23 protein-coding genes are annotated in these 26,006 nt (G+C 51.8%); 17 read left to right on the top strand and 6 right to left on the bottom strand.

The features are described from left to right. Positions 1 to 59: 59 nt before the first annotated feature. Complete coding sequence (locus ACN2TU_RS21205) at positions 60 to 1,721, bottom strand: flavin-containing monooxygenase (RefSeq protein ID WP_435158235.1); 1,662 nt, start codon at positions 1,719 to 1,721, stop codon at positions 60 to 62. A 782-nt stretch (positions 1,722 to 2,503) separates the two neighbouring features. Here ACN2TU_RS21205 and ACN2TU_RS21200 point away from each other — a divergent pair. Continuing rightward, positions 2,504 to 3,478 (top strand): alpha/beta hydrolase, encoded by a 975-nt coding sequence (locus ACN2TU_RS21200; RefSeq protein WP_435158234.1) that lies wholly within the window; start codon positions 2,504 to 2,506, stop codon positions 3,476 to 3,478. A 41-nt stretch (positions 3,479 to 3,519) separates the two neighbouring features. Here the strand turns inward: ACN2TU_RS21200 and ACN2TU_RS21195 are convergent, their stop codons facing one another. Continuing rightward, entirely contained in the window at positions 3,520 to 5,040 is a 1,521-nt protein-coding gene (locus ACN2TU_RS21195; RefSeq protein WP_435158233.1) for an aldehyde dehydrogenase family protein, read from the bottom strand. A gap of 399 nt (positions 5,041 to 5,439) precedes the next feature. On the opposite strand from ACN2TU_RS21195, the gene ACN2TU_RS21190 reads away from it, so the two are divergent. From ACN2TU_RS21190 to ACN2TU_RS21170, 5 genes are all read left to right on the top strand, one after another. After that, positions 5,440 to 5,745: a putative quinol monooxygenase gene (locus ACN2TU_RS21190; RefSeq protein WP_435158232.1), complete on the top strand. Its 306-nt coding sequence runs from the start codon at positions 5,440 to 5,442 to the stop codon at positions 5,743 to 5,745. Between the two features lie 672 nt (positions 5,746 to 6,417). Continuing rightward, positions 6,418 to 6,735 carry a hypothetical protein gene (locus tag ACN2TU_RS21185; protein WP_435158231.1) on the top strand — a complete coding sequence of 106 codons (318 nt, stop codon included), beginning with the start codon at positions 6,418 to 6,420 and terminating at the stop codon, positions 6,733 to 6,735. Between the two features lie 500 nt (positions 6,736 to 7,235). Continuing rightward, positions 7,236 to 9,197, top strand: coding sequence for an archaea-specific SMC-related protein (locus ACN2TU_RS21180; RefSeq protein WP_435158230.1), 1,962 nt, complete (start codon positions 7,236 to 7,238; stop codon positions 9,195 to 9,197). A gap of 519 nt (positions 9,198 to 9,716) precedes the next feature. Then, complete coding sequence (locus ACN2TU_RS21175; protein WP_435158229.1) at positions 9,717 to 9,980, top strand: pyridoxal-phosphate dependent enzyme; 264 nt, start codon at positions 9,717 to 9,719, stop codon at positions 9,978 to 9,980. Between the two features lie 202 nt (positions 9,981 to 10,182). Continuing rightward, positions 10,183 to 10,368 carry a hypothetical protein gene (locus tag ACN2TU_RS21170; protein ID WP_435158227.1) on the top strand — a complete coding sequence of 62 codons (186 nt, stop codon included), beginning with the start codon at positions 10,183 to 10,185 and terminating at the stop codon, positions 10,366 to 10,368. A gap of 833 nt (positions 10,369 to 11,201) precedes the next feature. On the opposite strand, the gene ACN2TU_RS21165 is transcribed toward ACN2TU_RS21170, so the two are convergent. After that, positions 11,202 to 11,963 carry an IclR family transcriptional regulator gene (locus ACN2TU_RS21165; protein WP_435158226.1) on the bottom strand — a complete coding sequence of 254 codons (762 nt, stop codon included), beginning with the start codon at positions 11,961 to 11,963 and terminating at the stop codon, positions 11,202 to 11,204. A gap of 333 nt (positions 11,964 to 12,296) precedes the next feature. Next, positions 12,297 to 13,082, bottom strand: a complete 786-nt coding sequence (locus ACN2TU_RS21160; RefSeq protein ID WP_435158224.1) for a creatininase family protein — start codon at positions 13,080 to 13,082, stop codon at positions 12,297 to 12,299. A gap of 367 nt (positions 13,083 to 13,449) precedes the next feature. Here ACN2TU_RS21160 and ACN2TU_RS21155 point away from each other — a divergent pair, with 367 nt between their 5' ends. The 6 genes from ACN2TU_RS21155 to ACN2TU_RS21130 all read left to right on the top strand — a co-directional run bounded on the left by ACN2TU_RS21155 (position 13,450) and on the right by ACN2TU_RS21130 (position 19,602). After that, on the top strand, positions 13,450 to 15,162 hold the full coding sequence (locus ACN2TU_RS21155; RefSeq protein WP_435158222.1) for an ABC transporter substrate-binding protein: 1,713 nt from the start codon (positions 13,450 to 13,452) through the stop codon (positions 15,160 to 15,162). A 111-nt stretch (positions 15,163 to 15,273) separates the two neighbouring features. Beyond that, complete coding sequence (locus ACN2TU_RS21150; RefSeq protein ID WP_435158428.1) at positions 15,274 to 16,236, top strand: ABC transporter permease; 963 nt, start codon at positions 15,274 to 15,276, stop codon at positions 16,234 to 16,236. A 2-nt stretch (positions 16,237 to 16,238) separates the two neighbouring features. Continuing rightward, positions 16,239 to 17,237: an ABC transporter permease gene (locus ACN2TU_RS21145; protein WP_435158220.1), complete on the top strand. Its 999-nt coding sequence runs from the start codon at positions 16,239 to 16,241 to the stop codon at positions 17,235 to 17,237. After that, positions 17,227 to 18,267: an ABC transporter ATP-binding protein gene (locus ACN2TU_RS21140; RefSeq protein WP_435158218.1), complete on the top strand. Its 1,041-nt coding sequence runs from the start codon at positions 17,227 to 17,229 to the stop codon at positions 18,265 to 18,267. Before ACN2TU_RS21145 ends, ACN2TU_RS21140 begins: the two co-directional genes overlap by 11 nt. Continuing rightward, positions 18,260 to 19,393 (top strand): ABC transporter ATP-binding protein, encoded by a 1,134-nt coding sequence (locus ACN2TU_RS21135; protein WP_435158216.1) that lies wholly within the window; start codon positions 18,260 to 18,262, stop codon positions 19,391 to 19,393. The genes ACN2TU_RS21140 and ACN2TU_RS21135 overlap by 8 nt, the downstream gene beginning before the upstream one ends. Next, positions 19,390 to 19,602: a hypothetical protein gene (locus ACN2TU_RS21130; RefSeq protein WP_435158213.1), complete on the top strand. Its 213-nt coding sequence runs from the start codon at positions 19,390 to 19,392 to the stop codon at positions 19,600 to 19,602. Before ACN2TU_RS21135 ends, ACN2TU_RS21130 begins: the two co-directional genes overlap by 4 nt. Before the next feature lie 232 nt (positions 19,603 to 19,834). Here the strand turns inward: ACN2TU_RS21130 and ACN2TU_RS21125 are convergent, their stop codons facing one another. Both ACN2TU_RS21125 and ACN2TU_RS21120 read right to left on the bottom strand, forming a co-directional pair. Beyond that, positions 19,835 to 20,524, bottom strand: a complete 690-nt coding sequence (locus ACN2TU_RS21125; RefSeq protein WP_435158211.1) for an MATE family efflux transporter — start codon at positions 20,522 to 20,524, stop codon at positions 19,835 to 19,837. 35 nt (positions 20,525 to 20,559) lie between these two features. Continuing rightward, positions 20,560 to 20,901, bottom strand: coding sequence for an MATE family efflux transporter (locus ACN2TU_RS21120; RefSeq protein ID WP_435158209.1), 342 nt, complete (start codon positions 20,899 to 20,901; stop codon positions 20,560 to 20,562). 853 nt (positions 20,902 to 21,754) lie between these two features. On the opposite strand from ACN2TU_RS21120, the gene ACN2TU_RS21115 reads away from it, so the two are divergent. The 5 genes from ACN2TU_RS21115 (at position 21,755) to ACN2TU_RS21095 (ending at position 25,944) form a co-directional block, all read left to right on the top strand. Then, on the top strand, positions 21,755 to 22,630 hold the full coding sequence (locus ACN2TU_RS21115) for a ParA family protein (protein ID WP_435158207.1): 876 nt from the start codon (positions 21,755 to 21,757) through the stop codon (positions 22,628 to 22,630). Beyond that, complete coding sequence (locus ACN2TU_RS21110; protein ID WP_435158205.1) at positions 22,627 to 23,040, top strand: DUF7970 domain-containing protein; 414 nt, start codon at positions 22,627 to 22,629, stop codon at positions 23,038 to 23,040. Before ACN2TU_RS21115 ends, ACN2TU_RS21110 begins: the two co-directional genes overlap by 4 nt. A gap of 241 nt (positions 23,041 to 23,281) precedes the next feature. Then, the gene (locus ACN2TU_RS21105; protein WP_435158427.1) at positions 23,282 to 23,413 is read left to right on the top strand and encodes a DUF7333 family protein; all 132 of its coding nucleotides are present in this window, start codon (positions 23,282 to 23,284) and stop codon (positions 23,411 to 23,413) included. A gap of 128 nt (positions 23,414 to 23,541) precedes the next feature. After that, positions 23,542 to 24,744: an MFS transporter gene (locus ACN2TU_RS21100; RefSeq protein ID WP_435158203.1), complete on the top strand. Its 1,203-nt coding sequence runs from the start codon at positions 23,542 to 23,544 to the stop codon at positions 24,742 to 24,744. A gap of 975 nt (positions 24,745 to 25,719) precedes the next feature. Continuing rightward, positions 25,720 to 25,944, top strand: a complete 225-nt coding sequence (locus tag ACN2TU_RS21095; protein WP_435158426.1) for a DUF8015 family protein — start codon at positions 25,720 to 25,722, stop codon at positions 25,942 to 25,944. Positions 25,945 to 26,006: the final 62 nt, after the last annotated feature.

Below are 26,006 nucleotides of genomic sequence, written 5' to 3'. Positions count from 1 at the left end.
AGACGAGACTGTATGGTGGAGCAAATGTAAGTATTTTGATCACTTGAATATCCTGCTGTTTAATCCGCTAATTGCGATTCGAGGGAGTTAGCAAGTTTGAAACCTTCATAATCTTGCTCTGCGACCTCGGTACATTTTTCCCGGTATGCATTGAGACCACCTGGATAGATGAGGAATGTACTCTCTTTCCCGGGAATGTTCTCACCCCTATACCAAGAATCTGCCTTGTCATACAGCATCTGACTGGCTACCTCATCATTGTGTGCAACCCATTCATCCTCTGCATCTTCAGCCGCTTCAATTATCTGATAGCCATTTTCCAACATATACTCGACGCAGTCAGAGATCCACTCGACGTGCTGTTCAATTGATACCGTCATGTTCGTTAGCACCGACGGACTCTGTGGACCAGTAATCATGAACATGTTTGGGAAATCGCTAGTGGCGATGCCAAGGTACGTCCGAGGGCCAGCATTCCACTTCTCTTCTATTTTCAGCCCATTCCGCCCACGAATGTTTAGCGACTCGAGCTTTCCCGTAACGGCGTCAAAGCCAGTGGCATAGACAATAAAATCAAGATCGTGGTGTGAATCAGCGGTCTGAATACCGCTTGGTGTTATCTTTTCAATGGGGCTTTCATTTACGTCGATGAGTTCGACATCATCTCGGTTATATTTCTCGTAGTAGCCGTTGTATGCGAGTGGCGGGCGTTTAGCGGCGTACGGATGATCCTTTGGACAGAGTGTTTCTGCAACTTCTGGGTCGTCAACCTGCTCACGGATTTTGGAACGAATAAAGTCACACACCGCTTCGTTGGTATCCTCGTTAATCAATGCATCCGCGAACACTTTGAGTAGTGGGCCGCCTTCGTTCCAACGTTCTTCAAGGGCCTCGTTAATCTCTTCCTCAGAGAGTCCATCGGCAGTTTCGTAATAAAACTCCCATCCAAGGCCGCCATCAGAATTGTGTGCATCCTCCCAGAGCTCATCATAGTTCCGCCGAATCATCTCCCATTCATCGTCCTCTAGTTGGCGATTGCGTGCGGGGACAGCGTAGTTTGGCGTTCGCTGGAAAACTTTCAAATGGTCTCCCCGTTCAGCAAGTTTCGGCATAATCTGAATACCGGTAGATCCGGTTCCGATAAGTCCAATGCCTTTGTCACTCAGATTAACGCCCTCGTTTGGCCAGTTGGACGTGTGATACCAGTCTCCCTCGAACCTTTCGATGCCGTCAAAATCCGGAATATAGGATTTGGAAAGATTACCGACAGCCGGTACGAAAAACTGAGTCGAAAGCTGGCTTCCGTCAGCCATACCGATTTTCCATATGCCAGTTTCGTCATCGAAGACTGCCGAGGTAACCTCTGTATTGAACTCAATATCCTTCAACAGATCGAGTTTTTCTGCCGAAAATCGAATGTATTCTCGGATTTCTGGTTGATGAGGATATCGTTCACTCCATTCCCACTCTTTCCTAATCTCCTCCGAAAAAGAATAACAATAGAGCCAGCTATCACTGTCACACCGAGCACCCGGGTAACTATTGTGGTACCAGGTTCCGCCCACGTCGTCGGCTTTTTCAAGAACCGTCACTGATAATCCGTGTTCGTCGCGCAGTTTGTGGGCCATATACACCCCTGAAAAACCAGCACCAACAATAATCGCGTCATAATCCGTCTCTTCGATGAGTGCTGTATCGGTACTCTGATTGCTCGTGCTCATTGACAATCCACAACTATTGTTAACGATTAGCACCCATATATAATTTTGGGAGCCACGAACTGCTTAAGTCATCCTCCCAAAAATGTCGTCCGTAACTATACGGTAATCGACGTTCGCCAACTCTCTTAGTACCGAGTACTCCGAGAGTACAGCGATAATGCTACATACACACACTAAACATGCCCGACCAGAGCCCCGATTGTAGTGATTCCATTTCTCAACGAGAAGGACAGCTACAGAAACCGAAATTTACAGCCCCGTCAAAACAACATACCTACAGATTCGACTCTTTATATTGCTTTAGTAATTCTTCTGCTCGATGGAGGTGCGAATTGGATTTCAAGATTTCGCCATCCAGACTGGAATCTCTCGCCCATCGAATATTATCTAGTACTTTCTCTATCTCATCCTGTTTTTGTTCAGGCATGTCCACGGACATGATTCCTCTTTCTGATACAGATTTATCGTCCTTAATTCTTATGATAAATTGTTTATGACTAGTTGAACGTGGGAAATTAGTTGAGCAAATTTCGCAGTACACGTTGATAGAAAATAGCACGTCTCATCAGCATTTGAATATAGATGAGAAAATAATAAAGGACGTATGGGCATCTCAGTCAATGGTTGCATTAGGTAATCAGTCGCACGTAGATACCGGGCAGTAACGTGGTTTCAAATCAGAGAAGGGCAGGAAATTTTAAATCATATACTACCATCCACGTCTGAGCGATATCGTTCAGTCACCCTTAAATTTATAGCATGTGGAATCATTATGGATGTTGATGTCCGAGCAACTTGGTAAGCAGGTATCTGCCGCAGAGGAACCACATCCAGAAATTAACGGGCTTCTCCAACAGATGGGTGCCGCTCCAATGCCACCACTGTGGTCGCTCTCACCCAAGGGTGGGAGGGCGTTTGTTGAGGGAATGTTCCCTGATCCGGAAGAACCCGAGCCTATTGCAGATGTGATGGATGTGCCGATCGACGTGGACGGTGGTGAGATCCCGTTACGAGTGTACATCCCAGAGGCTGAAGGCCCATTCCCGACGTTGATTTACCTTCACGGTGGTGGGTGGGCAACTGGAAGTTTAGACGGTTATGACCCGACCTGCCGGGCATTGACTAAAGCTGCTAACTGCATGGTCGTTTCAGTCGGCTACCGTCTGTCTCCGGAACACAAATTTCCGACGCCTCTAGAAGACTGCTACACTGCTGCAGAGTGGGTGATAGAGAGTGCGGAAGCAATGCAAATCGATACCGACAATATCGCCATTGCTGGCGACAGCGCTGGTGGAAACCTGGCCGCAGCAGTCACGCTCCTTGCTCGTGAACGGGGCGACTTCTCGTTCGACCGCCAGGTTCTCATCTACCCAGTACTCGATCATTCCTTTGATACAGAGTCGTACGAAGAGAACGCAGAGGGATATCTATTGACCAAGGCCGATATGAAGTATTTCTGGGATCTCTACCTGCGAGACGAGATCGATAGCAAGAGTCCATACGCATCGCCATTGCAGGCCAATAATCTCGAAGCACTTCCGCCAGCCACGATAGTAACCTGTGGTTTTGATCCACTTCGAGACGAGGGCGCCGCATACGCAGCGGAATTGACAAATGCAGATGTTGATGTCAACCACATCCATTATGATGATGGTATCCACGGACTTATTCAACTACTGGTCGAACCAATGGATCTCACACCCGCACGGGAACTGATTGCAGAAATTTCTGATGATCTGATAACAACATTCGACTGAAATATTCGCTCTTTCGATTTTTTGAGTAGAAAAATGAAGCGTTACATGTGGGGCCAGCTATCCTGAAGATTGATATTGACCGTCTTTGTCTGCCGATATTCGTGATAGGCTTGTCTGTTCATCTCACGTCCGGAGCCACTTTGTTTGTACCCGCCGTGTGCAACTCCCGTCTGGAAGCCGTTGTAGCAGTTGACCCAAACGACGCCCGCTTGTAGTTTGTCGCTCATCGTATGAGCAGTCTGCAGGTCAGTAGTCCAGAGGCCGGATGCCAAGCCGTATTCAGTATCGTTCGCTTGTTTAACCATCTCGTCACGATCATTCCACTTGAGGACAGAGAGGACAGGCCCAAACACTTCTTCGCAGGCAACAGTGTCCTCGTTGTTAAGATCTGTGAGAATTGTTGGCTCATAGAACGGTGCACCGCCGAGACCCTCGATATCCCTACTTTCACCACCGGAGTACAGAGTTGCACCTTCTTCGACTGCCGTTTCGACGTAAGACTCGACACGATCAAGGTGCTTGTGGTCAATAAGTGGGCCGAGCATCGTTTCTTCTTCCAGTGGATCGCCCATCTGGAACATCTGGCTCGCCGTCGTCTCTACCATTTCGAGGAATTCGTCGTGAATTTCTTCATGAAGGAATAGCCGTGATCCAGCGGTGCAAACCTCGCCGTTGAATCCGTAGATACCTATTGCGACACCCGTTGCAGCGGCTTCGAGATTTGCATCTGGAAAAATGATGTGCGGAGATTTTCCGCCGAGTTCCAATGATACCTCCTTGAGATTCGACGCCGCACTTTTCATCACTGACTTGCCAGCCCGCGTGGAGCCGGTCAGCGATATTTTTCGAATACGTGAGTGTGATGAGATTGCTTCCCCAACCTCGTGGCCCTCACCAGGAATCATGTTCACTACCCCATCCGGCAAGATATCGTCGATGATTTCCATCACCAAGAATGACGAAATAACGCCACGTGGAGACGGTTTGTAGACCACGGTATTTCCTGCAGCAAGGGCAGGGGCTAATTTCACGCCGAGGTTTCCGACCGGACCATTCCAGGGCGTAATGAGACCGACGACGCCGTAGGGCTCTTCCTGTGTGTAGATGTGATGAAGGTTCTCGACATCACCAGCTGCCGGCACCTCTCCTTTGTCCTCTGTCCGGGCTATCGAAGCGAAATATCGCAACTGACCTGCGGTTTGCTCGGCGAGAGCTGGTGTCGTCACGATAGGGAATCCCGTTTCAAGCGTATCGATAGTGGCGAGAAGGTCTGCTTCCTGTTCAATTGCATCTGCGAGTTCTTCGAGGTGTTCTGCCCGACCTTTAGCGGTGAGTTCTCTCCACTCGCTATTGTACGCTTCTTCAGCCGCGTCAACTGCCTTATCGACATCTGCTGCACTCCCTCGATGGTATTTTGCGAGGGTTTCGCCAGTGATTGCATCCAATGCGGAGACGACATCATTGGCTTCTGAATCAACCCATTCACCGCTAATGTACAATCGGTACCGATCCTGGAGCGGCTCTTTTGCCTTGCGATGGCTTTCGAGGACTTCCTCACTCACATTGTCGGAGTTACCACGATAATTCTTGGTTTGCTGCGATGGCATTGGCGAAATCTAACAAAAGTATCTTGTGGGCTAATAATAAATCTAATTATCAATTATATTATAAACCAGAGTCACTTTCGTTGCATCCGCTTCCGGCAAGACGGCAGACGATGCAATATCACCGTTCACGTTAATTTGGACGAAACGCACGTATCGCTGCTGCTTTAGGGAAGCCAGGAATTGTGAAACTATGCAATGACTTACTTCTCGCCGATGCATTTTTCGAGAGTAGTGATCTGTGATCTACTCCTACGTTCTCTCTGATGGGACTCCCACCAGAGTACGTTTACATTCCTGTATCCAAGATGGAACCGGGTAACTACTTTATATTAAGAGAGACATTCTGAGAGTGCAATGTTAGTAATCAATGCAGAAATTCCAGTAAACCCTGATGAGCGTGAACGTGCGCTCGAAATAGCATCTGATCTCTCAGAGAAGTCGCGGGCAGAAGACGGTGTAATCGATTATCGTGTCTCTATCGACGTAGACGATCCGAATGTACTCAGAATCCTCGAACAGTACGAAGATCAGGAGGCATTCGACACCCATATGGAAGCAGAGCACACACAAAATTTCCTGGCCGAACTCCCAAGTTTGATCGCCGGTGAAGTCGAGGCAAATCGTCTGAAAGTAAAATCGAGAGCCGAATTAGAGATATAAATCAGAATTCAAACAATGCTTGAGGGTGGTGGTGAATCCATCATCAGTTATCTTTAGCCGGCCTTAGTGCCACCAAAGGAAGTCTGACAGCAGGCCGTGTCGCAGGTTTCATGAGACCAACCAGTCAGCAGCATCAAACCAGAAGACAACCTAATTGCTACAGTTAACCGCGAGCTCATCGAAGAGACAAAGACATGAAGCTGATCCTGTAGACTATCTCACGATCTTAAACCAGCGAACGAGATGCCGGACTATGTTCTTCACTACTTCATAGCTCACGATTCGCACTAACCAGCAAACAGAGCTAAATCATAACGAAAGTATTCGATCGGAGACTATCTCATTTGGGTATCCTCTGCGAAGAGGTCATGGTAGCTCCCGTATTTGATTCTTGAAATTTTACTTAAAACATTGGTCATGGTTGAAAGTCGAATGTCTGTACCAAGAACTCACATAGATTTCATTGAGGATCCCAGGGTTCGTTTACTTCCGCTTAGTAATTTAATCCCTTGTTGTGAATTTGTCAATATCTGATGAGAATTTAGCTCCCATTCAAATTATGGATAATCGTTGGAATTAAATTGGGCCGATTTCAAATGAGCCTCATGAGTGATTAACCAACAAATCTATACCTCTTGACGACCTATTGTAGGTTAATAAGATATGACACCAATGCCGGAATCAACCAAACCTACACCCTCCGATTTATTGCCGAAATACATCGTCGAAGGGCTCCAAAAACAAGATCGCGAGACGTTGCGAGCCGTCGCCCACTATGCACAAGAACTTCGTGTCTATCGTGCCGCTCAGGCAGAGTCTGATCGGACAGCTGTCGCTGAAACCGATCAGATTGAACAAGCGACGGTCGATGAACTCGCCGCCAAAGCACAAGCGGAGGGGATTTCGGATGATGTCGCGGACTGGAACACAATCTTGGAAAAGGGTGTCCGCAAGAAAGCCTCGATCGTGACGAAAATTGATAATAACTAATGTGATTAATTCTAATAGCGAGAATGCGGTCGGGTTAAATCAGAATATATCGCCTCAGTGATTAGAGATGGCGATTCTCGATGGTGATGCCTCCCTAATGGTAGTACAAGAAATCATTTTATTAACCAACGCATTTTTGAAAAACATTGTGTAGGTTAAAGAAGGGGCAGTGTACAAACACATCCTCTAATGATTATACTTTTGACGCGAATGAAAGACACAGATTGTGATGACTGAATCTAACCATTTACTTTTGTGGTTGTTATATGCCACCGGATCGTTCATCATCATGAACTACTAATCCTAATATGACAAATTTCCTTGAATATCATCGCGACACAGCCTGTGACTACGGTCTTACATCAAATGACACCCATAATACAAATGATAAAATCGTATCTCGGTCTAATTATTCCTGTGCAGTATGGCTGCCACTCGGTAGAATAACTTCCAGCTTAGTAAGGAAATTCACTTATAAGCTAGAGACCGTTACCACCAATATGGAAGCGACACAACGGGATCAACATCAGATCGAGCTCAGCGCGAGCAACATCGGCGGGATCGACCAAACAGACGTTACCTTCTCGCCTGGCGTCACCATACTTACTGGGCGGAATGCAACTAACCGTACTTCGTTCTTGCAAGCCATTATGGCGGCACTCGGGAGCGACCAAGCAACCCTCAAGGGCGATGCAGAAGAAGGAAGTGTCGAATTGACAATTGGCGAACGCACTTATACACGAACGCTGGCGCGTACCAATGGTTCAATTACGACGAAAGGCGATCCCTACCTTGACGATGCCGAACTTGCCGACCTATTTGCCCTCTTACTTGAGTCGAATGAGGCACGACGTGCCGTTGCTCTTGATGACGATCTCCGCGATCTCATCATGCAGCCTGTCGATACAGAAACTATCGATGCCGAAATCAAGCAACTAGAAACCGAGAAACAGCACCTCGATAATGAACTTGAGACGCTCGAATCACTTAATCAGCAGCGACCCAGTCTAGAGCAACAGCGAACCCGGCTCGAAACAGAAGTTGAGGAAAAACGAGCTGAACTCGAGGCAAAAGAAACAGAACTCGAAGAGACTGATGCGAACGTTAGTGAGAAGCGAGACGAAAAGGCGGAACTCGACGAAAAGCTCGATGAACTACGTCAGACACGCTCCACACTTGAAGATACTCGATACAAAATCAGCAGCGAAGAAGACAGTATAGAGGCACTTCAAGACGAGCTCTCCGAATTGGAAACCAAACAGAACGAGTTACCAGACGAACCGTCGAATACGGGCGAAATCTCCCAGAAAATCCAATCACTTCGCGAGCGTAAACAACAGCTCAGTTCGACGATGACTGAACTGCAGACGATCATCCAGTTCAACGAAGAGATGCTTGAGGGCACGAGTCCAGACGTCCGCGACGCGCTCCAACCGACCGGCGGTTCGGACTCGACATCGACTGACTCGATTACAGATCAGCTTGTCGCTGACACAGAAACGGTAGTTTGCTGGACGTGTGGCAGCGAGGTCGACAAAGAAGAAATTGAAGCCACCCTCGAGCGACTTCGGACCTTGCGCCAAGAGACGCTCGACGAACGCTCCGACCTGAACTCAAAAATCAACGAGTTGGAAGATAAGAAATCGGCACGTGAAAACAGACAGCGTGAACGCGAACGAGTCGAGCAACGGATCACGCAGCTTGAAACCGAACTCGACGATCGCGAAACTCGCCTTGAAGAGCTTCGAGCTGAACGATCTGACCTCACCGAGGAAATAGAAACGCTCGAAGAGGAAGTCGACTCGCTTGAAGAGGAAGATTACAGCGAGGTGCTCGATCTCCACAAAGAAGCAAATCAACTCGAGTTCGAACTCGAGCGACTGGAATCTGATCTGGAAGATGTTGAGACAGAACTCCAAGATATCGAGACAAGGCTCGATGAACGAGAACAGCTCGAGGCACAACGCGCAGAGATTCAGGAGGAACTAGCGGATCTGCGTACCCGGATTGAGCAAATTGAGCAAAATGCAGTTACTGAATTCAATGAGCATATGGAAACCGTCCTCGACCTACTCGATTATGCGAATCTCGAACGCATCTGGATTGAGCGGACGAAGCAAGATGTCCGTGAGGGACGACGGAAAGTCACGAAAAGTGTGTTCACCCTGCACGTGATTCGAAGTACAGAATCGGGAACTGCCTACGAGGATACAGTCGATCATCTCAGTGAGAGCGAGCGCGAAGTGACTGGATTGGTGTTCGCGCTTGCGGGGTATCTCGCACATGAGGTGTATGAGGACGTCCCGTTCATTCTTCTCGATTCGTTGGAAGCGATTGATTCGGATCGGATTGCAACACTGGTCGATTACTTTAGTGAGTATGCAGATTATCTCGTTACTGCGTTGCTGCCAGAGGATGCGTCAGCGCTTGATGAGAAATATGAGCGCGTAACTGAGATATAGGGTAGATTTTTTAACTTTTTCATGGCGGTTGTGATGAATTGTACAAGGGCGTACAATTTTTGTTTAAATCAAAATGGCTCCACCTTATGTAGTAGAGTATGGAAGTCACCCTCACAAACCAACCAAATCAGATATAAGAAAGACACTCTATAGGTGAGCACCAGAGAAACAAACCTCAAGCCGGTATCCAATTCCATCCCGAGAGCATTCGTGTGAAGCCAAGGAACACATTTGTAAACTCCCATGAGTTAATCGCGAAGTCTACTGATTAGATCCGTAATCACGGTCAGAAGCACTGGATAGACAGTTCCTTTGTTTTCTATTAGATTGTAAATAGGATGCTTGAGCTGTCGTTGTATTTTATGCCATATCTATCAGTTGGTATGGAAAGCGATAACGACTCCAAATTATGAGTAGCAGACGGAGTTTTCGGTGGCACCACCTACAAGTATAAGAGAAATCGCTGTGAGTGTATTGCTCAAGCGAGGTTGATGATCGGTCTCGCTAGTGATCAGAGCCATGAGTGTGTCACTATCAGAGATTCGAGAAGCAGCGACGAACCTTAATGATAAATCCATCGTCAGTCAAACACCTAAGAGGAGTCGGTCTTTAGAGGCCGAAACGAATGCAATGGTACGATTGAAGATGGAACATCTACAACGGACGACATCGTTCAAAACTCATGGGCTCTACAATAAGATCATAAATTTGATATATAGAGGCTGTGTAGCCACCCGAGTGGTTGCTGCCAGTGCTGGAAATCACGCACAGGTGTTGCACTAGCCGCCAAGTCCGATGCATTCGTCAGCCGAACTCGAACTCCTTTTCTGCAGTCTGCTCGGTCCTGCTTCTCGTGGCCGTGTTCGGCGAGCGCAACGTCGAGTGATTCCATGCCGATAGGGACGAAAAGAATTCGGTCGTCGGTCTCGATGGAACTCACATTGTCCTCAACGAGTACTTCTCCGATAGTCGCGTCCAGATCATCTTGCGTCAGGTCGTCACGGTTGACCATGTCCGAGAGAGCACCACGCTGGAGGCACTGGTCTACGTCGTCGACAATGATATGATCGGCCGCGAGGATCGTCTCGTCAGGGAGTTCCCTGTATTAGCCGAGCGCGACGACGAATGCGTCATCAGCAAGCCACGATTCTTCCAGCACTGGAGTCTTTGAGTTCGTGACGGTCAGGATGGCGTCGCTCGCGACGACCGCCTCAGGGTCCTCGTGGACGGTGAGATCGGCATCGAGCTGCGGACGGAGTCTAGCCGCGAGGTCGTGAGCCTAACAAATGAACCTTATAACACCCCGCCAGAATTGGTCTAGTCGCTCCGAACGTGCACTATGGTTCTCAATGATCACATCAAACACTCGATGAACGAACACTTCGTCTGGAGGATAGCTAAACAGCGCTGACTAAGGCATTACAGGATTGGTATTGTAATCGATATAATGAAAGCACTCGGCCGACCATTACAAATATAGCATTGTAATCCATCTCCCCCCTCAAAGGTACATCTTACAGCGAGACACTGGTGCTGACACGGGCTACGACGATATATTTCTACGGACAGCTCCAATCTTATCGAAGCTCACCTCCTTCTGCAAACCGGGCGGCCCCGTCTTTACACTAGTTCGGCCATCCGTGATTATTGGACTGTATTTGATGGTGATATTTTTGTGCAATAATTGACTTAGACCGACGTTGACAAGACCCGTGAGGGAGCTTCCTACGTGTTTCTAGCGTAGAGGAGCACTCTTACTCTTGTTCAGCAATCGAAACGTGTGTAGGGGAGAGTGATGTAACTCATAGCAGTTTACCTCGACGACTAGCAATAAATGCGCGAAATAACGTCCTGAGTTCGCACCCATCAATCCCTTCTCCAAAAATTGAATCAGCATTTCACTCGATTGAGCGATCTTCTTCAGCGGCTGTCATTACAGAACTGAACTTGTAAGGACATCTGAGAGCAGTTTGCTGCGTCCAACATTGTTGGAAGTGCTTTCGCTCAATAGTATAGAACTGTGATCTCGATGATGTTCGCCGCGTTCTTGACCAATTTCGGAATTTTTTCTTCGAATCGATTGCCGTGTATCCGACCAACAGGTCCCGAGACACTTACCGCACCGACCACCTTCCCGTCACGGGTGATTGGCGCACCGATACAACGGAGCCCCTCGCGCAGTTCACCGTCGTTCACAGCGTATCCCTGCTTCGACACTTTCTCGAGTTCTGCCCAGAGTTCATCCCGTTCGGTTATCGTCTGTTCCGTTCTGCGGATCAACCCTCTTTCGTCGACGATTTGTTCGACTTCCTCTCTCGGAAGTGCTGAGAGTATGGCCTTTCCCGACGCCCGGCAGTGGAGATCGACGTGTTTACCGATGTGAGACTTCACCGGCATCGCTTGCTCACCCCGCTTTCGGTAGAGATACACACCGTATCCGTGTTCGGGTATCATCATGCTCGCTAGCTCACCGGTCTCCTCTGCCAATCGATCGATTTCCTCGCAGCCAAGTTCATAGAGCCGATTCTGTGATCTGGCGGTTTCACCGATCTCGAGGAACCGCATCCCGATTCGATACGTACCATCGTCGTTCACTGCATAGCCGACCTCTTCTAGTGAGGTTAGGTACACGTGTGCGGTGCTCTTCGGTATTGAGAGTTCGTTTGCGACATCTGTGACTCCTGCCCCACCCGACCGCGTTAAGTAGTCGATGACCTCAAACGCTGACCGTAGCGATTTGAGTGGCTTTGTCTTTGCACCAGACATGACTTACTGTGTGAATCGCACCCACATATATGTTCCTCCGACGGTGGATAGCTCGTTGACAATGATCTCAAACTAAAGTAGTTCGAGGGCTGCAAAGTTGGTGTGTTTTGTCGGAACAATCCAACAGTCTTGGACATATATTTGAAGTGCCAAAATATGATTTCCGATGGAAGTCTCCTAACCCCACTGTTTCGACCGTGCTTCTCCTACCAACAAGTCGGATTGAAGTAGGCGAGCACAGCAACTCGAAAGGTGATCGATTTAAAAATTCTGCAAAACGAATTTCAACCACGACGCTGTCGGGATGAAACGAAAGGTGACTCAGTCCAATGACTAGGACGGCTGTTCGAGTGTGTGAACACCATCACCCGTCTGTTCAAGATCCTCTTCGAGTGCATCAAGGATTCGGTCGGTTGTGTCGGCAACCACTTTCTCCATGAACTCGGCGTCCGATCTATTGGGATCTCCACGGCCACCTTGTACTGCGAGGTCGGTGTACCATGTGTACTGTCGAGCGTTGAAGTCGGCCTTACGCTCTTGTTTCTCCTTCTTTTCTGCCCGAACAAGCTCTGGATGGAATAGCTCAGTGACGCTGGTTTCGTGTTCTCCTGCATGGCTCCAGTCTTCTCCGAAGCGTGTCTCCAGTTGGTCACGAGCGTACGAAGTCCAGTTTACGAGGTACACTTCGATATCGTGCTCTCGCTGGAGACGATCCCCAGCGAGTTTCAGTGGTGCGTTGTTTCCACCATGACAGTTGACGATGAGCAACCGCTTGGCTCCGTGTTGTGAAATCGAGGCCCCCAGCTCCTCAACGACTTTCTGATACGTATCAGGCATCAGCGTCAGGGTTCCTGCCCGGGTCATGTGGTGTTCCGAGTATCCGAATGGAAGCGTGGGCAGACGGATCATAGAGAGATCACGGTCAGATGCGGTTTGAACGAGGATGCGGGTCAAGTTCTCTGCCCGGAGGGTATCGACTGAAACGGGGAGGTGGAGTGAATGTTGCTCGATTGCACCAGTTGGTAAGACTGCAAAGTCCGCATCTTCAATGGCACCTTCGGCGTCTTCCCACGTCATGCTCCCGAGATCATAGTCGTCGTAACTAAGCGAGACGGTCATATTGGTACCATGTTTCCGTCACCACCGAAATGTGGTGAACTCAACGTTACTACTTCGGCTTGAGTCGAAGACTCTGTGTTACTGGCTAACATCGAAAGTCTACAAGTAGCGATGTGGATCTTATATTTATATCTTTGCACAGTTGGCTATTATTGCAACATAATCACCGTAACTCTCACGCGTACATGGCTTATCAACAGCACAACTCGTGACTTCCAAGCTATTCCAAGGACGAATAACGAGCAGTCAAAAAATCGACAGCATAGTTCTCCAAAGTCAATGAGTAATATTGACGATTATGCATAGATTTAAATGATGGTACTCCTTTGATCCCAATGTCAAACGTTGGCAATAGGTAAGCATACACATGGCTAGAGACATCACTGAATACGATATCAATCGGCGACAGTTCCTCGCAATGAGCAGTGCACTCACGGGTGCCTCGCTTGCTGGGTGTACTGGAAATGAGAACAAAAGTGGCAGTAACAGCAAAAGTGGCGGTAACGCCTCGGACGAAACCGTTCGCCTGAACGTCGCAATCGCGTCAGAACCGTGGAACTTCGACCCGGCGCTGTGGGCCGATACAGGGTCAAGCTCGATCGGGAGTCTGATTTACGACGAGGTGATCGAACTGACTCCGGACTCGGAGCTCGCACCGGGACTCGTTAAGGAGGTACCGAAACCGACGAACGACGGGATGGCCTTCGACTACACACTCCGCGACGGACTACAGTTCCACAACGGGGACGACGTGACCGTCGAGGACTTCAAGTACTCCGTCGACTGGATTCTGAACCCAGACAACAACTCGCCGATCCGCCGCCGGATTCCGAACGTCGAAGGGACAGAAATCGTTGGTGACCGGACGCTCCGTCTGAATCTCACGACAGAGTTCTCCACGCTCAACTGGTGGCTGACTCGGGGACTAGAGGGAATCGTTCAAAAGGGCTCTCGTGGCACCGCCAGCGAACGGGAAGGACCGACAGGAATCGCGACGAACCTCACAAGGGATCCGAGTGGTGCCGGTACCGGTCCCTTCAAATTCGTCGAGTGGAACACCAACGAGAATGTCCTTCTGAAAAAGAACAAGAACTACTGGAAGGACGGCGTTCCGAAGGTTGACGAGATCAACTTCCAGATCATGCCAGAGGACTCGACCAGACTGGCGAACCTCCGGTCTGGGAGCACCGACCTGACGACTTCTATCCCGGACAAGGACTTCAAGTCGCTGAAAAACGACCCGGATATCGAGACAGGAACGGTACCAGGGAACACGACCGAAGTGCTCTATATGAACCTTATGGAATCGGAGGGTAACCCGATGTCCAACGTCAACAATCGTCGAGCAGTCCAGTGGGGCATCGACGCCGAAGAGATCTTAGACGAGATCTTCTACGGGAGAGGAGTCGCCCAGCAGGGGCTCTGGTATCCGGACAGCGAGTGGACGTCACCCAAGCTGAAAGAGATGGAGATGTACGACCCCGACAAGGCCCGACGAGAACTCGAGAAGGCAGGCAACCCCGACGGATTCACCTTCGAGATGCTCATCACAAAGGGCTCTCACCTCAAAGATCAGGGTGTCGTCATCCAAAACCAGCTCTCGAGGATCGGCATCGACGTCGAGATTACTACGCTCGAGAAGTCCGCACTGTTCGACCAAATTTATAATACGACAAAGTGGCATGCTGCCTTGGAGAACTGGACGAACGCCATTCCAGTCGTCACCTACTGGCTCAGCACCGGGTTTGTTCCGAACGACCGAAACCACAACAACTGGCATCACGCCTCCCCCGACCTCCCGGACCGGTACGCGCCGAGCGGGCCGCCTGCCCCTGAAGACGCCGAAGGGAACTTCTCTAACGGACACGACTGGTACGTTCAGACGCTGGAGAAAGCTCAACGAACCGCTGACGAACAAGAACAAAAAGAGATCGTCTACCGACTTCAGGAGTACCTCGTCGAGAACGCCATCCAGCTCGACATCGCCTACTCAAGTAAGCTCGCCGCGTGGAGTGGCTCCGTGTCCGGCTACGAGATGGGGTCGTTCTCGTCTGACCTCCGCCCGGCGACAAAGAACTGATAGTTCAGGACAATTCACAAAAAGAGTCATCTACAACCCTTACTAACTGGTTCACGTTACAATCATGGAAACAACCGACAGAGTGTTGATACGTATTTCGAATCTATGAGCATCGCACGATTTATCCTCAAACGACTGTTGCTGATCGTACCAGTGCTTTTCGGTGTGAGTGTGAGCGTCTTTGGGCTGCTCCACATCGCACCAGGGGGTCCCGCAGCAGTCATGCTCGGTCCACTCCAAAACGAGCAAATTATTCAACAGGTACGACAACAGCTCGGGCTGAACAAGCCGTTTTACGTTCAGTACTGGCTGTGGGCCAGCAGTGCGGTTCAAGGTGACCTCGGAACCTCGTGGACCGTACAGCAGGGGACGCCAGTCGTGACACTAATCAAGAGCCGTCTCCTGCTCACGTTCGAACTCGCCCTTCTCGCACAGCTTCTCGCAGTGCTCATCGGAATTCCGGCCGGAATCATCGGTGCGGTTCGGCAGAACAAACCTGCAGACCACCTCTCTCGTATCGGTGCGCTCTCAGGCATCTCGATTCCGAATTTCTGGTTGGGCATCGTCCTGATTATGGTGTTCGGTGTCTCCTTCAACTTCGACTGGGGGACAGGTGGCTGGATTTCCCCGTTCGAAGACCCGATTGCGAACCTGCAGCACCTCCTCTTACCCGTCATCGCACTCGGGACCGCACGGGCGGCGATCATCCAGCGAATGACCCGCTCCGAGATGCTCGAAACGCTGAATCAAGACTACGTTCGTACGGCCCGAGCGATGGGAGTTGGTGAACGCGAGGTCATCCTCAAGGATGCGACAAAAAACGCTCTCATCCCCGTTGTGACCGTCATTGGAATCGGAATCGGTGGGCTGTTGAACGGTGCGGTCCTGACGGAGACTGTATTCAACCTTCCCGGACTCGGGAAGCTGTTCATCACGGCGATTGCCCGCCGGGATTTTGAGGTCATCCGTGCACTGGTATTGTTCATTACGTGCGTGTTTGTCTTCGCAAACCTAAGCGTGGATGTCCTCTACGCGTACCTCAATCCGAAAATCCGTGAAGACGGGGACAGCTGAAAATGACAACAAAAGAAGTAACCAAAGTCAAGCAGGAGGCGCAGACCAGTGAGCATCGAAGCCAGTTCGAACAGTTCTGGCGCGAGTTCCGGAAGAACCGGCTATCGATAGTCGGAGCGGTAATCATCGGACTCACGCTCTTCGCTGCGATATTCGCGCCGGTCATTGCACCGCACGACCCCGCTACCCAGTTCGACGCACCTGAGGGAGAACACAACCCCCTCCCGCCAGGTTCTACCTTGCTCGTCGAAGGTGAGTCCAACGCGGAGATAACGGCGTATCTGGGGACGGACAACCACGGCCGCGATCTTCTTTCGAGGATGATCTTTGGCCTCCGGACGCTCATGATGATCTCGATCGGTGTCAATCTGGTCGCAATGACCGTCGGCATCACTCTGGGTGCGATTGCGGGCTACTTGGGTAACTCCTGGGTAGACGAGACTATCATGCGAGCGATGGACATCATCCTCTCGTTCCCGAGCCTGATATTGGCCATCGCGATTATCGGCATCCTCGGAGCAGGAAAGACCGATTACGGGTGGATCGTCGTCCCCAACCTCGCGAAGATCATCTTCGTCATCGGGTTCGCCTACATCCCGCGGTTCGCGCGGGTGATGCGCAGTGCGGTCCTCAAAGAGATGGAGGAGGACTACGTGGACGCGGCAAAATCGCTCGGCGCGAGCGACTCCCACATCCTCACTCGTGACATCCTCGTCAACACCATTCCCATCGTTGTCGTTCAAGCGACGCTCTACATGGCGACTGCCGTGCTGGCAAGTGCGGGGCTGTCGTTCCTCGGGCTCGGTTTGCAGCCACCGACTGCGAGCCTCGGACTGATGCTGTCGAACGCTCGGAGCTTCGTCTACAGCGGTCAGTGGTGGTTCCCGGTTTTCCCGGGGTTGGCGCTCATGATTATCATCCTCGGGTTCAACCTGCTCGGTGACGGACTGCGCGACGCGCTTGACCCGCGGTACTCTCAAGAGGGCTCCAATGACCAGTGAACCGATTCTCGAAGTCGAGGAACTGGTCACCCAATTCCACACAGAAGAAGGAGTCGTCAAAGCGGTCGACGGCAACTCCTTTACCCTTCACAAAGGCGAAGTGCTAGGCATCGTCGGAGAGTCCGGCTCTGGAAAGAGTGTGACCGCGATGTCGGTAATGCGCCTCATCGATGAGCCAGGGTACATTAAAGAGGGAACCGTCCGGTACAAAGGGGAGGACCTACTGACGAAGAGCAAGGCCGAGATGCGACAGATTCGCGGCAACGACATCGCAATGATGTTCCAGGACCCGATGACGTCGTTGAACCCTGTCTACACGATAGGGAGTCAGATCTCTCGGGTCATCCGCAAACACACAGACGCGACGAAAGCGGAGGCACGAGAGCGGACGATCGAACTCCTCGGTGACGTCGGTATCCCCGAACCTTCGGCCCGCGTCGACGACTATCCGCACCAATTCTCCGGCGGAATGCGCCAGCGGGTTCTCCTCGCGATGGCCATCTCCTGTGATCCGGAGATACTCATAGCCGACGAACCGACGACGGCACTCGACGTCACCATCGAGACACAGATATTCGACCTCATCGACCGGCTTCAGAAGAAGTACGGCATGAGTGTCATTCTCATCACGCACGACTTGGGTGTCGTCGCTGGAAGCTGCGACAGGGTTGCCGTCGTCTACGCAGGGCGTATCGTCGAGCGTGCAGGAGTCAATGACCTCTTCGAGTCTCCCCGTCATCCTTACACTCGAGGATTGATGCGTTCGATCCCGAACCTCCGGTCGACAGAGAGCAGGCTGACACCCATCGAGGGTCAGATTCCAGACCTCACCACACTGCCGGCTGGCTGTTCGTTCCACCCCCGTTGTGTCCACGCGACTGAAGAGTGTGAACAGACGGATCCCGACCTGCGTGCGGTCGAGGCCGATCGCGAGGTGGCGTGCATCCACGCCCTCGGCTACAGTCAAGCAACGATGACTCGAAATGCAAGCGACTCAGTAACGACCGATGGAGGTGTCTCCAATGAGTGACCGCGACACGATAATGAGCGTCCACGGACTTACAAAGCATTTTACACAGAACGACAGTTTCATCGACCGGCTGTTCGATGCGACGCAGACGGTCAAAGCAGTCCAAGATGTCTCGTTCGAAATCAGTCAGGGAGAGACGATCGGACTCGTCGGTGAGTCCGGTTCGGGCAAGTCGACCACCGCTCGGAGCATTCTTCAGCTCGACGAACCCACCGCTGGCACCGTCACGTACGATGGAACCGACGTGACGTCGCTCTCGTCGAAAGAGCTGAAGCAGTTCCGAAAGCGAATCCAGATGGTGTTCCAGGACCCTGCGTCGAGTCTCAACCGACGAAAAAGCGTCGGACAGATCATTCGGCAACCGATGCAAATTCACGGCCTGTACAAGGGCGAACGCGACGGACGTGTCGAGGAGCTCATGGAACAGGTCGGACTCTCACCCGAGTACTCGAACCGCTATCCTCACGAGTTCTCCGGCGGACAGCGACAGCGCGTCGGTATCGCCCGCGCACTCGCCGTCGAACCGGAGTTCCTCGTATGCGACGAGCCTGTCTCGGCACTTGACGTCTCGATCCAAGCACAAATTCTCAACCTCCTCAAGGACCTTCAGGTAGAGTACGACCTTACCATCCTGTTTATCGCCCATGACCTTTCTGTCATCCGGCACGTTTGTGATCGAGTCGCGGTGATGTACCTCGGCGAGATCGTCGAGGTCGCAGAGACCGAACAGCTGTTTGCGAGCCCACAGCACCCGTACACCCGAGCACTGCTCAAAGCGATTCCGGAACCAGACCCGGAACTCGCACAGCAGCGAGAACCGCTCTCGGGTGAGGTGCCGTCACCCATCGAGCCGCCAAAGGGTTGCTCGTTCCACCCGCGCTGTCCGGAGGCGACAGACGAGTGCCGCTCCACCGACCCGGACTTGGAACAAGTCGACGGCGCGACGGTCGGTCACGAAACCGCGTGCATTCACGTCGATTCGTTTGACGGGGACGGCGGCATCACGCTCGAATCGGCGGCCAGAGACCGGTACGCTCCAGAAAACTTCCTCCACGAGAACGAGACCGCAGCGAGCACCTCACCCGAGAGAGAGGGAGCGTTCACCACCACGGAGGCCAGCGAATGATTCGACTACAGGACACCGTCCAGTCGGTGATCCCGATCCTGATGACGTTCGTGCTCGTTCTCGCGTACCAGTCGATAATCTCGACGGTATTGTCAGGAATCCTCGTGTTCGGTGTGACAGTCGCGCTCTCGATCGCGACGTGGTACCTCATCTGCCGCGTCGCGTTCGATAGCGACGGTCGCCTCCCCGTCGGCAAACGGCCGTTCTGAGCGGACATCTGACTTCCTGCACTGATATTGTCGACCGATGCGAGCCGCGTTCACGGACGTCATACGATTGGTAATCATTCGTACGTGCTACAAGACTTCGCCACTGAACAGCCTCGTCGCGAGGCTGTCAACCAGTCACCTACGGGCCGAGACACCGCCGCCGACAGAGCGGGCTGCTCAATCCGCTGTCGATGCCCGTTCGGCCATTTTCTGGTCTGCTCTCTCTGCCCAATCATCCCACAGAAAGCCGGTGCACGCGACGAGTGCCCACCAGACGTACGTGAGGACGATTCCCATGTAGACTGCCGAGAGGCCATACTCGAACCAGATACTGACGAGGTAGCTGAATCCAAGCACGAAGCCGAAAGTTCCGGTGAACCGAGCGTAGAACGGCGTCCGCGTATCGCTCGCGCCTTAGAGACTTCCAGCCATCGGGAAGAATCCCGAGAAAGAGCATCGAAATTCCCGAGATACGCGTGAAGGCGACAGCGTATCCGAGGGTTTCTGAGTCCTTCGTGAATATCGTCGATAGCGGTTCTGTCCCGGCCCAGATAACGGCACCGACGACGCCGAGCGTGAGTGTGTTGAGAGCCGTGATGGCTAAGCCAGAAAAGCGCGCGTCGACCGGCTTTCCCTCACCGATTCTCTGTCCGACGATGATACTCGCAGCGACGCTGTACGAGCGGTACAGGGGGCCGGCGAGCTGTTGGTAGATTCGTCGTGCGATGTGATACGCTGCACTCACTTCCGGCCCGAAGACGAGCAACAAGGCGTTGAACAGGAAGTTTGCGACCGACGTACTCATTCCTTCAGCGAAATTCGAGAGACCGACAGCGATGAGTTGCTTCGTCACCTCGGCATCTCGCGGCCGTCTGAGCGACAGGTCGGTTCGGTCAGTCACGATCATTCCGAGCACCGCCACGCACTCGAACCCGCGGCTGAACGCTGTCGGCAGCCCTACCCCGACGATGCCGAGACGTAGGATCCCATGAGTCCGAGCCCCAATCCGATCGTCGCGAAGATGTTGACGACGTTCGCTAGCCCATTCACCACGAGCGGCGTCCGTGTATCACTGGTCCCCTGCAGGGAGTGTGCTCCAACCAACGCAACGATTCGGAGCGGTGCGGCGGCGAAGACGAGTGCGAGATAGCGCGCTCCCATCCTCACGACATCTCGCTCGGCACCGAGAACTGCGATGAGAAAATCCGACAACGTGAACCCGATAGCCACGAACGGAAGGCCGACGAGAAATCCGATGAGGAGCGCTTGCAGAAGGGTGAATTTGCTAAAATCGTACATTCTGGGGTCGCTATAGCTGGTGCAGTCTCATCTTGCGATACCCGGAGAATTAGTATAGCCAAATATAGTTTATAATTTTGTAGAGAGCTGGAATCAAAGAGTAGAGCGGCCCTATTGGGCAATTTACTGCAGAGACCAATATTCTAGTTACATCCGCTTATCGCGGTAATGGGAAGTGAAATTGGTCGGATCGGTGCCGTCACCGAAGGAGATCTCGTCGTCTACCCCACGCGAGAGCCTACTGGATTTTTCGAACCCATGGTACAGAAGTCACACTATGGCGTACATTACTAGGCCGAACCAACTGTGGAGGTAATGAATACGCCAGCAACTCATGTCCCCGCATCGTTAGAAGCAATGCAACACCTACTGACGGACGATGTCTCACCAACATGAGGTTGAGGCCATGTTTCTAAGCCACAAAGTGGGTATTCGAGCTCGTCACGTCTTCGACAGACGCACCTTCAATTGATACGCTCAGTGCTATAGCCACGACACCAAGTATCTCCATTCAGGAGTGAACATCATGGTGTTCATTGAATACATTCATGAATGGTGTTCAGTGGTGCCGTGATTGGGAATCGATGAATGTTTTCAGCCCCTTTGTTCAGTGGCCACATCATCAAATACATTCATTCACCCCATTCATTTTGTGAGTACATCAATTATGTTCATAAACCACATTCACCACCTGTGTTCATTAGCTATATTCACTAGTTACACCCACTATTTGTGTTCAATGATTGTGTTCAGAGAGCACACACATATATGGTGTTCAGTACATTAAAGAATGAAGTCAAGTCATGAATTCGTCTGACGTACATTCAAGATGAATGGGCCTCATGACGTGAATATGTTAGCGTACTCGACGTACAGCGAGGCAGGCGGGGTTGGAAAGACCACGACAGCAGCGAACCTGGCCGTAGCACACGCTCGAGCGGGTCTCAAACCACTTGTCGTTCCGCTCGACCCACAGGATGGAGACCTGTCGCGGCTCTTCGATGTCGACGACCAACGAACGGAAACGGTGGACAATATCGTCCGGCACATGATTCGCCGTCCAAAAGGCGACTTCGACGATCTCATCCGAACAGTCGATGGCGTGGACATCATCCCGGAACACAATATGCTCTCTGACCTCGCAGAGTATCTCCAACGCGAGAAAGATCAAGCAGAAGCCATGGGAGAAGCGTTTGGAATGCACGCCCAATTACTTCGCGTGCTTCGCGACGCGGGAGTTCCAGACAAGTACGACGTTCTCATCTGCGACCCACCAGCGACCGAAGGACCGCACCTCTACAACGCCATCCATGCGACGCGGTCGCTAGTTATTCCTGTGGAACCCACCGCAAAGGGCCGAGCTGCCGTCGAGGGTCTCGAATCTCTCGTGGCTGGTCTCGAAAATCAACTAGATCTCGATGTCGGCGTCCTTGCGGCACTCCCAGTTGGGTTTAAGAATACACGAGATCAACGAATGATTCTCGATGAAATCGACTACCCGACTCCGGAGATCATCGGAGAGCGTGCGTCGCTAATGGAAGGGTGCTGGATGCAACAGTGTTCGGCGTTTACCTACGTCCGCGAGCACCGCGACCGCCGTCGCGACTACGAGCTCGAAACCCTGGCGCAATTCGACCGGGTAGCACGGCAACTTGAAAGCCAAGTCGGACTCGAAGCCCCGAACCCCCCTGAGCCGGGCGATCTTGACCACGAGGTGGTGATCGCATGACGGGAATGAAAGAAGGTGCAGGCGAGAATCCCTTCGCAGAGGATACTCCGTCAACAGAAACAGAGCCGGATGACCAGCCAGGCCGTACTGACGACACGCCGGCTGTTAACAGCGGAACTGAGACCAACGACACGGACTGCTCAAAACAACCAGCACGGCAGCAATCCATGCAGATACCGTACAAGTTCCGTCGTGACGGTGTCCAAGATGGTCGCGATCGTGTGCCGCTATTTCTTCAAAAGGATACAAAGAGCGCTGAGCGTGATGCGCTTCGGGAACTTGAAGACCGATTTGGAGACGATGTCTCTCTGACTGACCTTCGAGAGGCGCTCATGAAGGTTGGACTTCAGCATCTCGACGAAGCTGAAATCCATCTCGAGGAATGGGGATATGGGATGACATTTGATTAATTGGACCATCTTCAATATATCGTAGAGGTTGATGTTCTACGACCGTACCGACGACCTTGGGCCAGAGCGATAAACTGAATACTGCTATACAAACTGCGTTACACATCTGCAACCCAGAGTTTCGGAGAATAGGCAATTTTCACGTGATTTTGGGCTAATCGTGGGTCGAACGGGCTACATTGGTGAGGACTCAGCTATCCCGTTCGGTAATATTTTATCAAGTATTTAACACTAGCTCAAAATTCGACGTCTTGCAGAGTGTCGGCACTCACGACAGACGATCCTTCTGATGGTGCTCTCGTCGATGGCGATCTTCGCGGCAGTTGCGTTCTGGCCCGGGATGAAATACGGTGGAAATCGGTTACTCCAGTAATCCCGAGTGCAAATCACCCCCAACACAGATTGGTAAGGCGGGATTTGCCGCATGGCTCTTCGAATTTCTGTCTGCATGGAAGAAACAGAAAGGGTTTGACAGTGCTCTGAGAACCGAGTACACAGACTGTGAGTAACCGACCAACCACAGGAGGTTCTCAACGCGAGACGCTAGGTCTGCTCATCGGTTTTTTCTTGCTTTCAACAGCGGCCGCAGCCTATGAGATCGCCCCGGCGAGCGTCTTGCCGGTGATTCAAGAATCACTCGGACTCAAGGCGAATACGGCAGGTTGGCTCGTCAGCATTATGTACGCGACTGCAGTCGTCACCAGCGTCCCCGCTGGTATTGCCATCGACCGCTTTTCGGTGCGTCGGATGATTATCTTCGGCACCGTCGCACTCGTTGTCGCGGGTGTCTGGGGCTGGTACGCGGCCACCGCCAGCACGTATCTCTGGCTGCTAGTCTCGCGCGTGCTCGGCGGTATCGCGTATGTCATCTTCTGGAACGCGGGTGCGAACGTCGTCGGAAGCGCCGTTGCACCTCACCATCGGGCAACCGTAGTCGGCGTGTTTACCGCAAGCGCACCCGTTGGATTCGCGCTCGGCCAGTTTGGTAGTCCCCTCATCGCAAACGTTGCTGGTTGGCCTGCAATCCTCCCGCTGTATGCCGCCATGGGCGTTGTCGGCGTCATTATTTTCTTGCTCGCGACCCGCCACCACGTTCCCGGCGTTGATACGGCTGCCCCCGATCGCACAGCGTTGCGCGAATTGTTCACTAATCAGGCGGTCTGGATCGTTTGTGTGCTCTGTTTTCTCGTCTACTCACTGTATCTCTTTATCAACACGTGGTTGCCGAGCTACCTAGTCACTAGGTTCGACATCTCGCTAGCGGCGAGCGGCCTGCTGACCGCGCTGTTCCCGGCGATTGGAGCGGTTGGACGGTCAAGTAGCGGTGTCGTCTCTGAGCGAGTTTTCAGCGGGAAACGTCGCCCCGTTGTCGTGTCGTCGTTCGTCGTCGCCACACCCGCTATCGTCGCCTTCGCGTTTGTCTCGCAGCTTGGGCTCGTCGGCGGGGCGGTGGTCGTCGTCGGCTTTGCCATCCAGCTCGTTACTGGACTGCTCTTTTCGTACATCGCCGAACTCGTCCCGCCGGCGGTGCGAACCACAGCTGTTTCGTTACTGACGAGCGTCGGCCTGCTGGGCGCGTTTGCTGCACCCATCGCCGCCGGCACTATTATCGACCGTGCAGGCTACGGCCCGGCGTTCCTCGTTGCCGGTGGGGTTGCCTTCCTCGGTGTCCTCTTAGCCCTGCGCGCACCCGAGCCCACCTAAGAGCACGTCTCTTCTGACAGCAGTTGGTGGGGTCGTTCTGACGGTTGCCGGAGCGGTTTCAGCGAGCGTGCTGAATGGAGCGAACGTATCGGTCAGAGGCCTTCTGGATTATCTTGCGGTAGCGAGAAAACCCTGTGCTTTAGCGCGGGCGAGGATGTCACCTATGGTCAAAGATTTCACCCTGATATAAAGTTGTAATCGATTCCCAAGGAAGACGATCTGATAAAAGATCGGTCGGAGTGCGGGGTGCGCTCACAGGCAGTCATGCGAAGGGTGTCTGCGTGATGGCGCCAGACAGTGAGGTTCTATGGCCGTGTGAGCGCAACTGAACCAACGGCCAGGAGAATGAAGGAAGTGCCGAAAACACAACATTTGGTTTTAGTATTCGAGTGGTTCTGGCTGATTCAGATAGATTCGCGGTGAGATGCCCAAATCAGAATGTCGCCGAGCATATCAAGGAACATGAGAAGAACCACCGATAAACTGATCATCGATCACTGACGGTCTGCCTGATGGGAACACTCGTCAAGGCTGTGAGCGCGACTCCTGGAATGGACGTTCTTGGCCTAGTATACAATACTAACTTGTACTACTTTCCAAAATCAACCCGCCGGAAGATAGCCAGCGATAATCTTCTATTTACTCGGATACGCTGTCGCAGTGCTACGAATTCGAATATGAGCGCATCGAAAGCGAAGGTCGGAAAGACCTTTGCTTTTCGACGCAGGAAACAGGTGAACAATCCTGAACCAGGATGTTTGTAAGACGATACTACGACGACATCATTTGAATCATTCACAACCACACATAATTGTTACTATTAGACAGTTACTGCCTAAATTCCGAGAGGAATAGACTCATCGACAGTTTATAAGTTATGAATTGGTTTTTGAGTTATTATTTGGTATGTATTTAGAACTTCAATAGTAGCTACAAAAACACTTATTTATTTACATTAATAGGATAATATAAATCATACCTGGATATTACGACCTTATTCTCGGGTTGATTCCACTCGCTCTGATTGGTGTCACCAGCGCAATCAGCGCTACTGGGCTTTCGTTGACACCCGCAGTTCCGATCGGCGCAACCATCTCAATTTTTCTCATTGGGCACGCACTCTTTGTCAACGATCCCTTCGATGTTTCTTCTGAATCCATGCCGTCAACGCCGTCATCTCAGATGAACTCCGCTGACTGAGTTCGATATCCAAATCCGTGCTATCTTTTTTCAAGGCGAGAATCCCGCCCTTTAGGATTGGC

The organism is Haladaptatus marinus (genome assembly GCF_051194195.1).
Note: the sequence above shows the minus strand (reverse complement) of the source record. Positions and strands in the feature narration are given on the sequence as shown.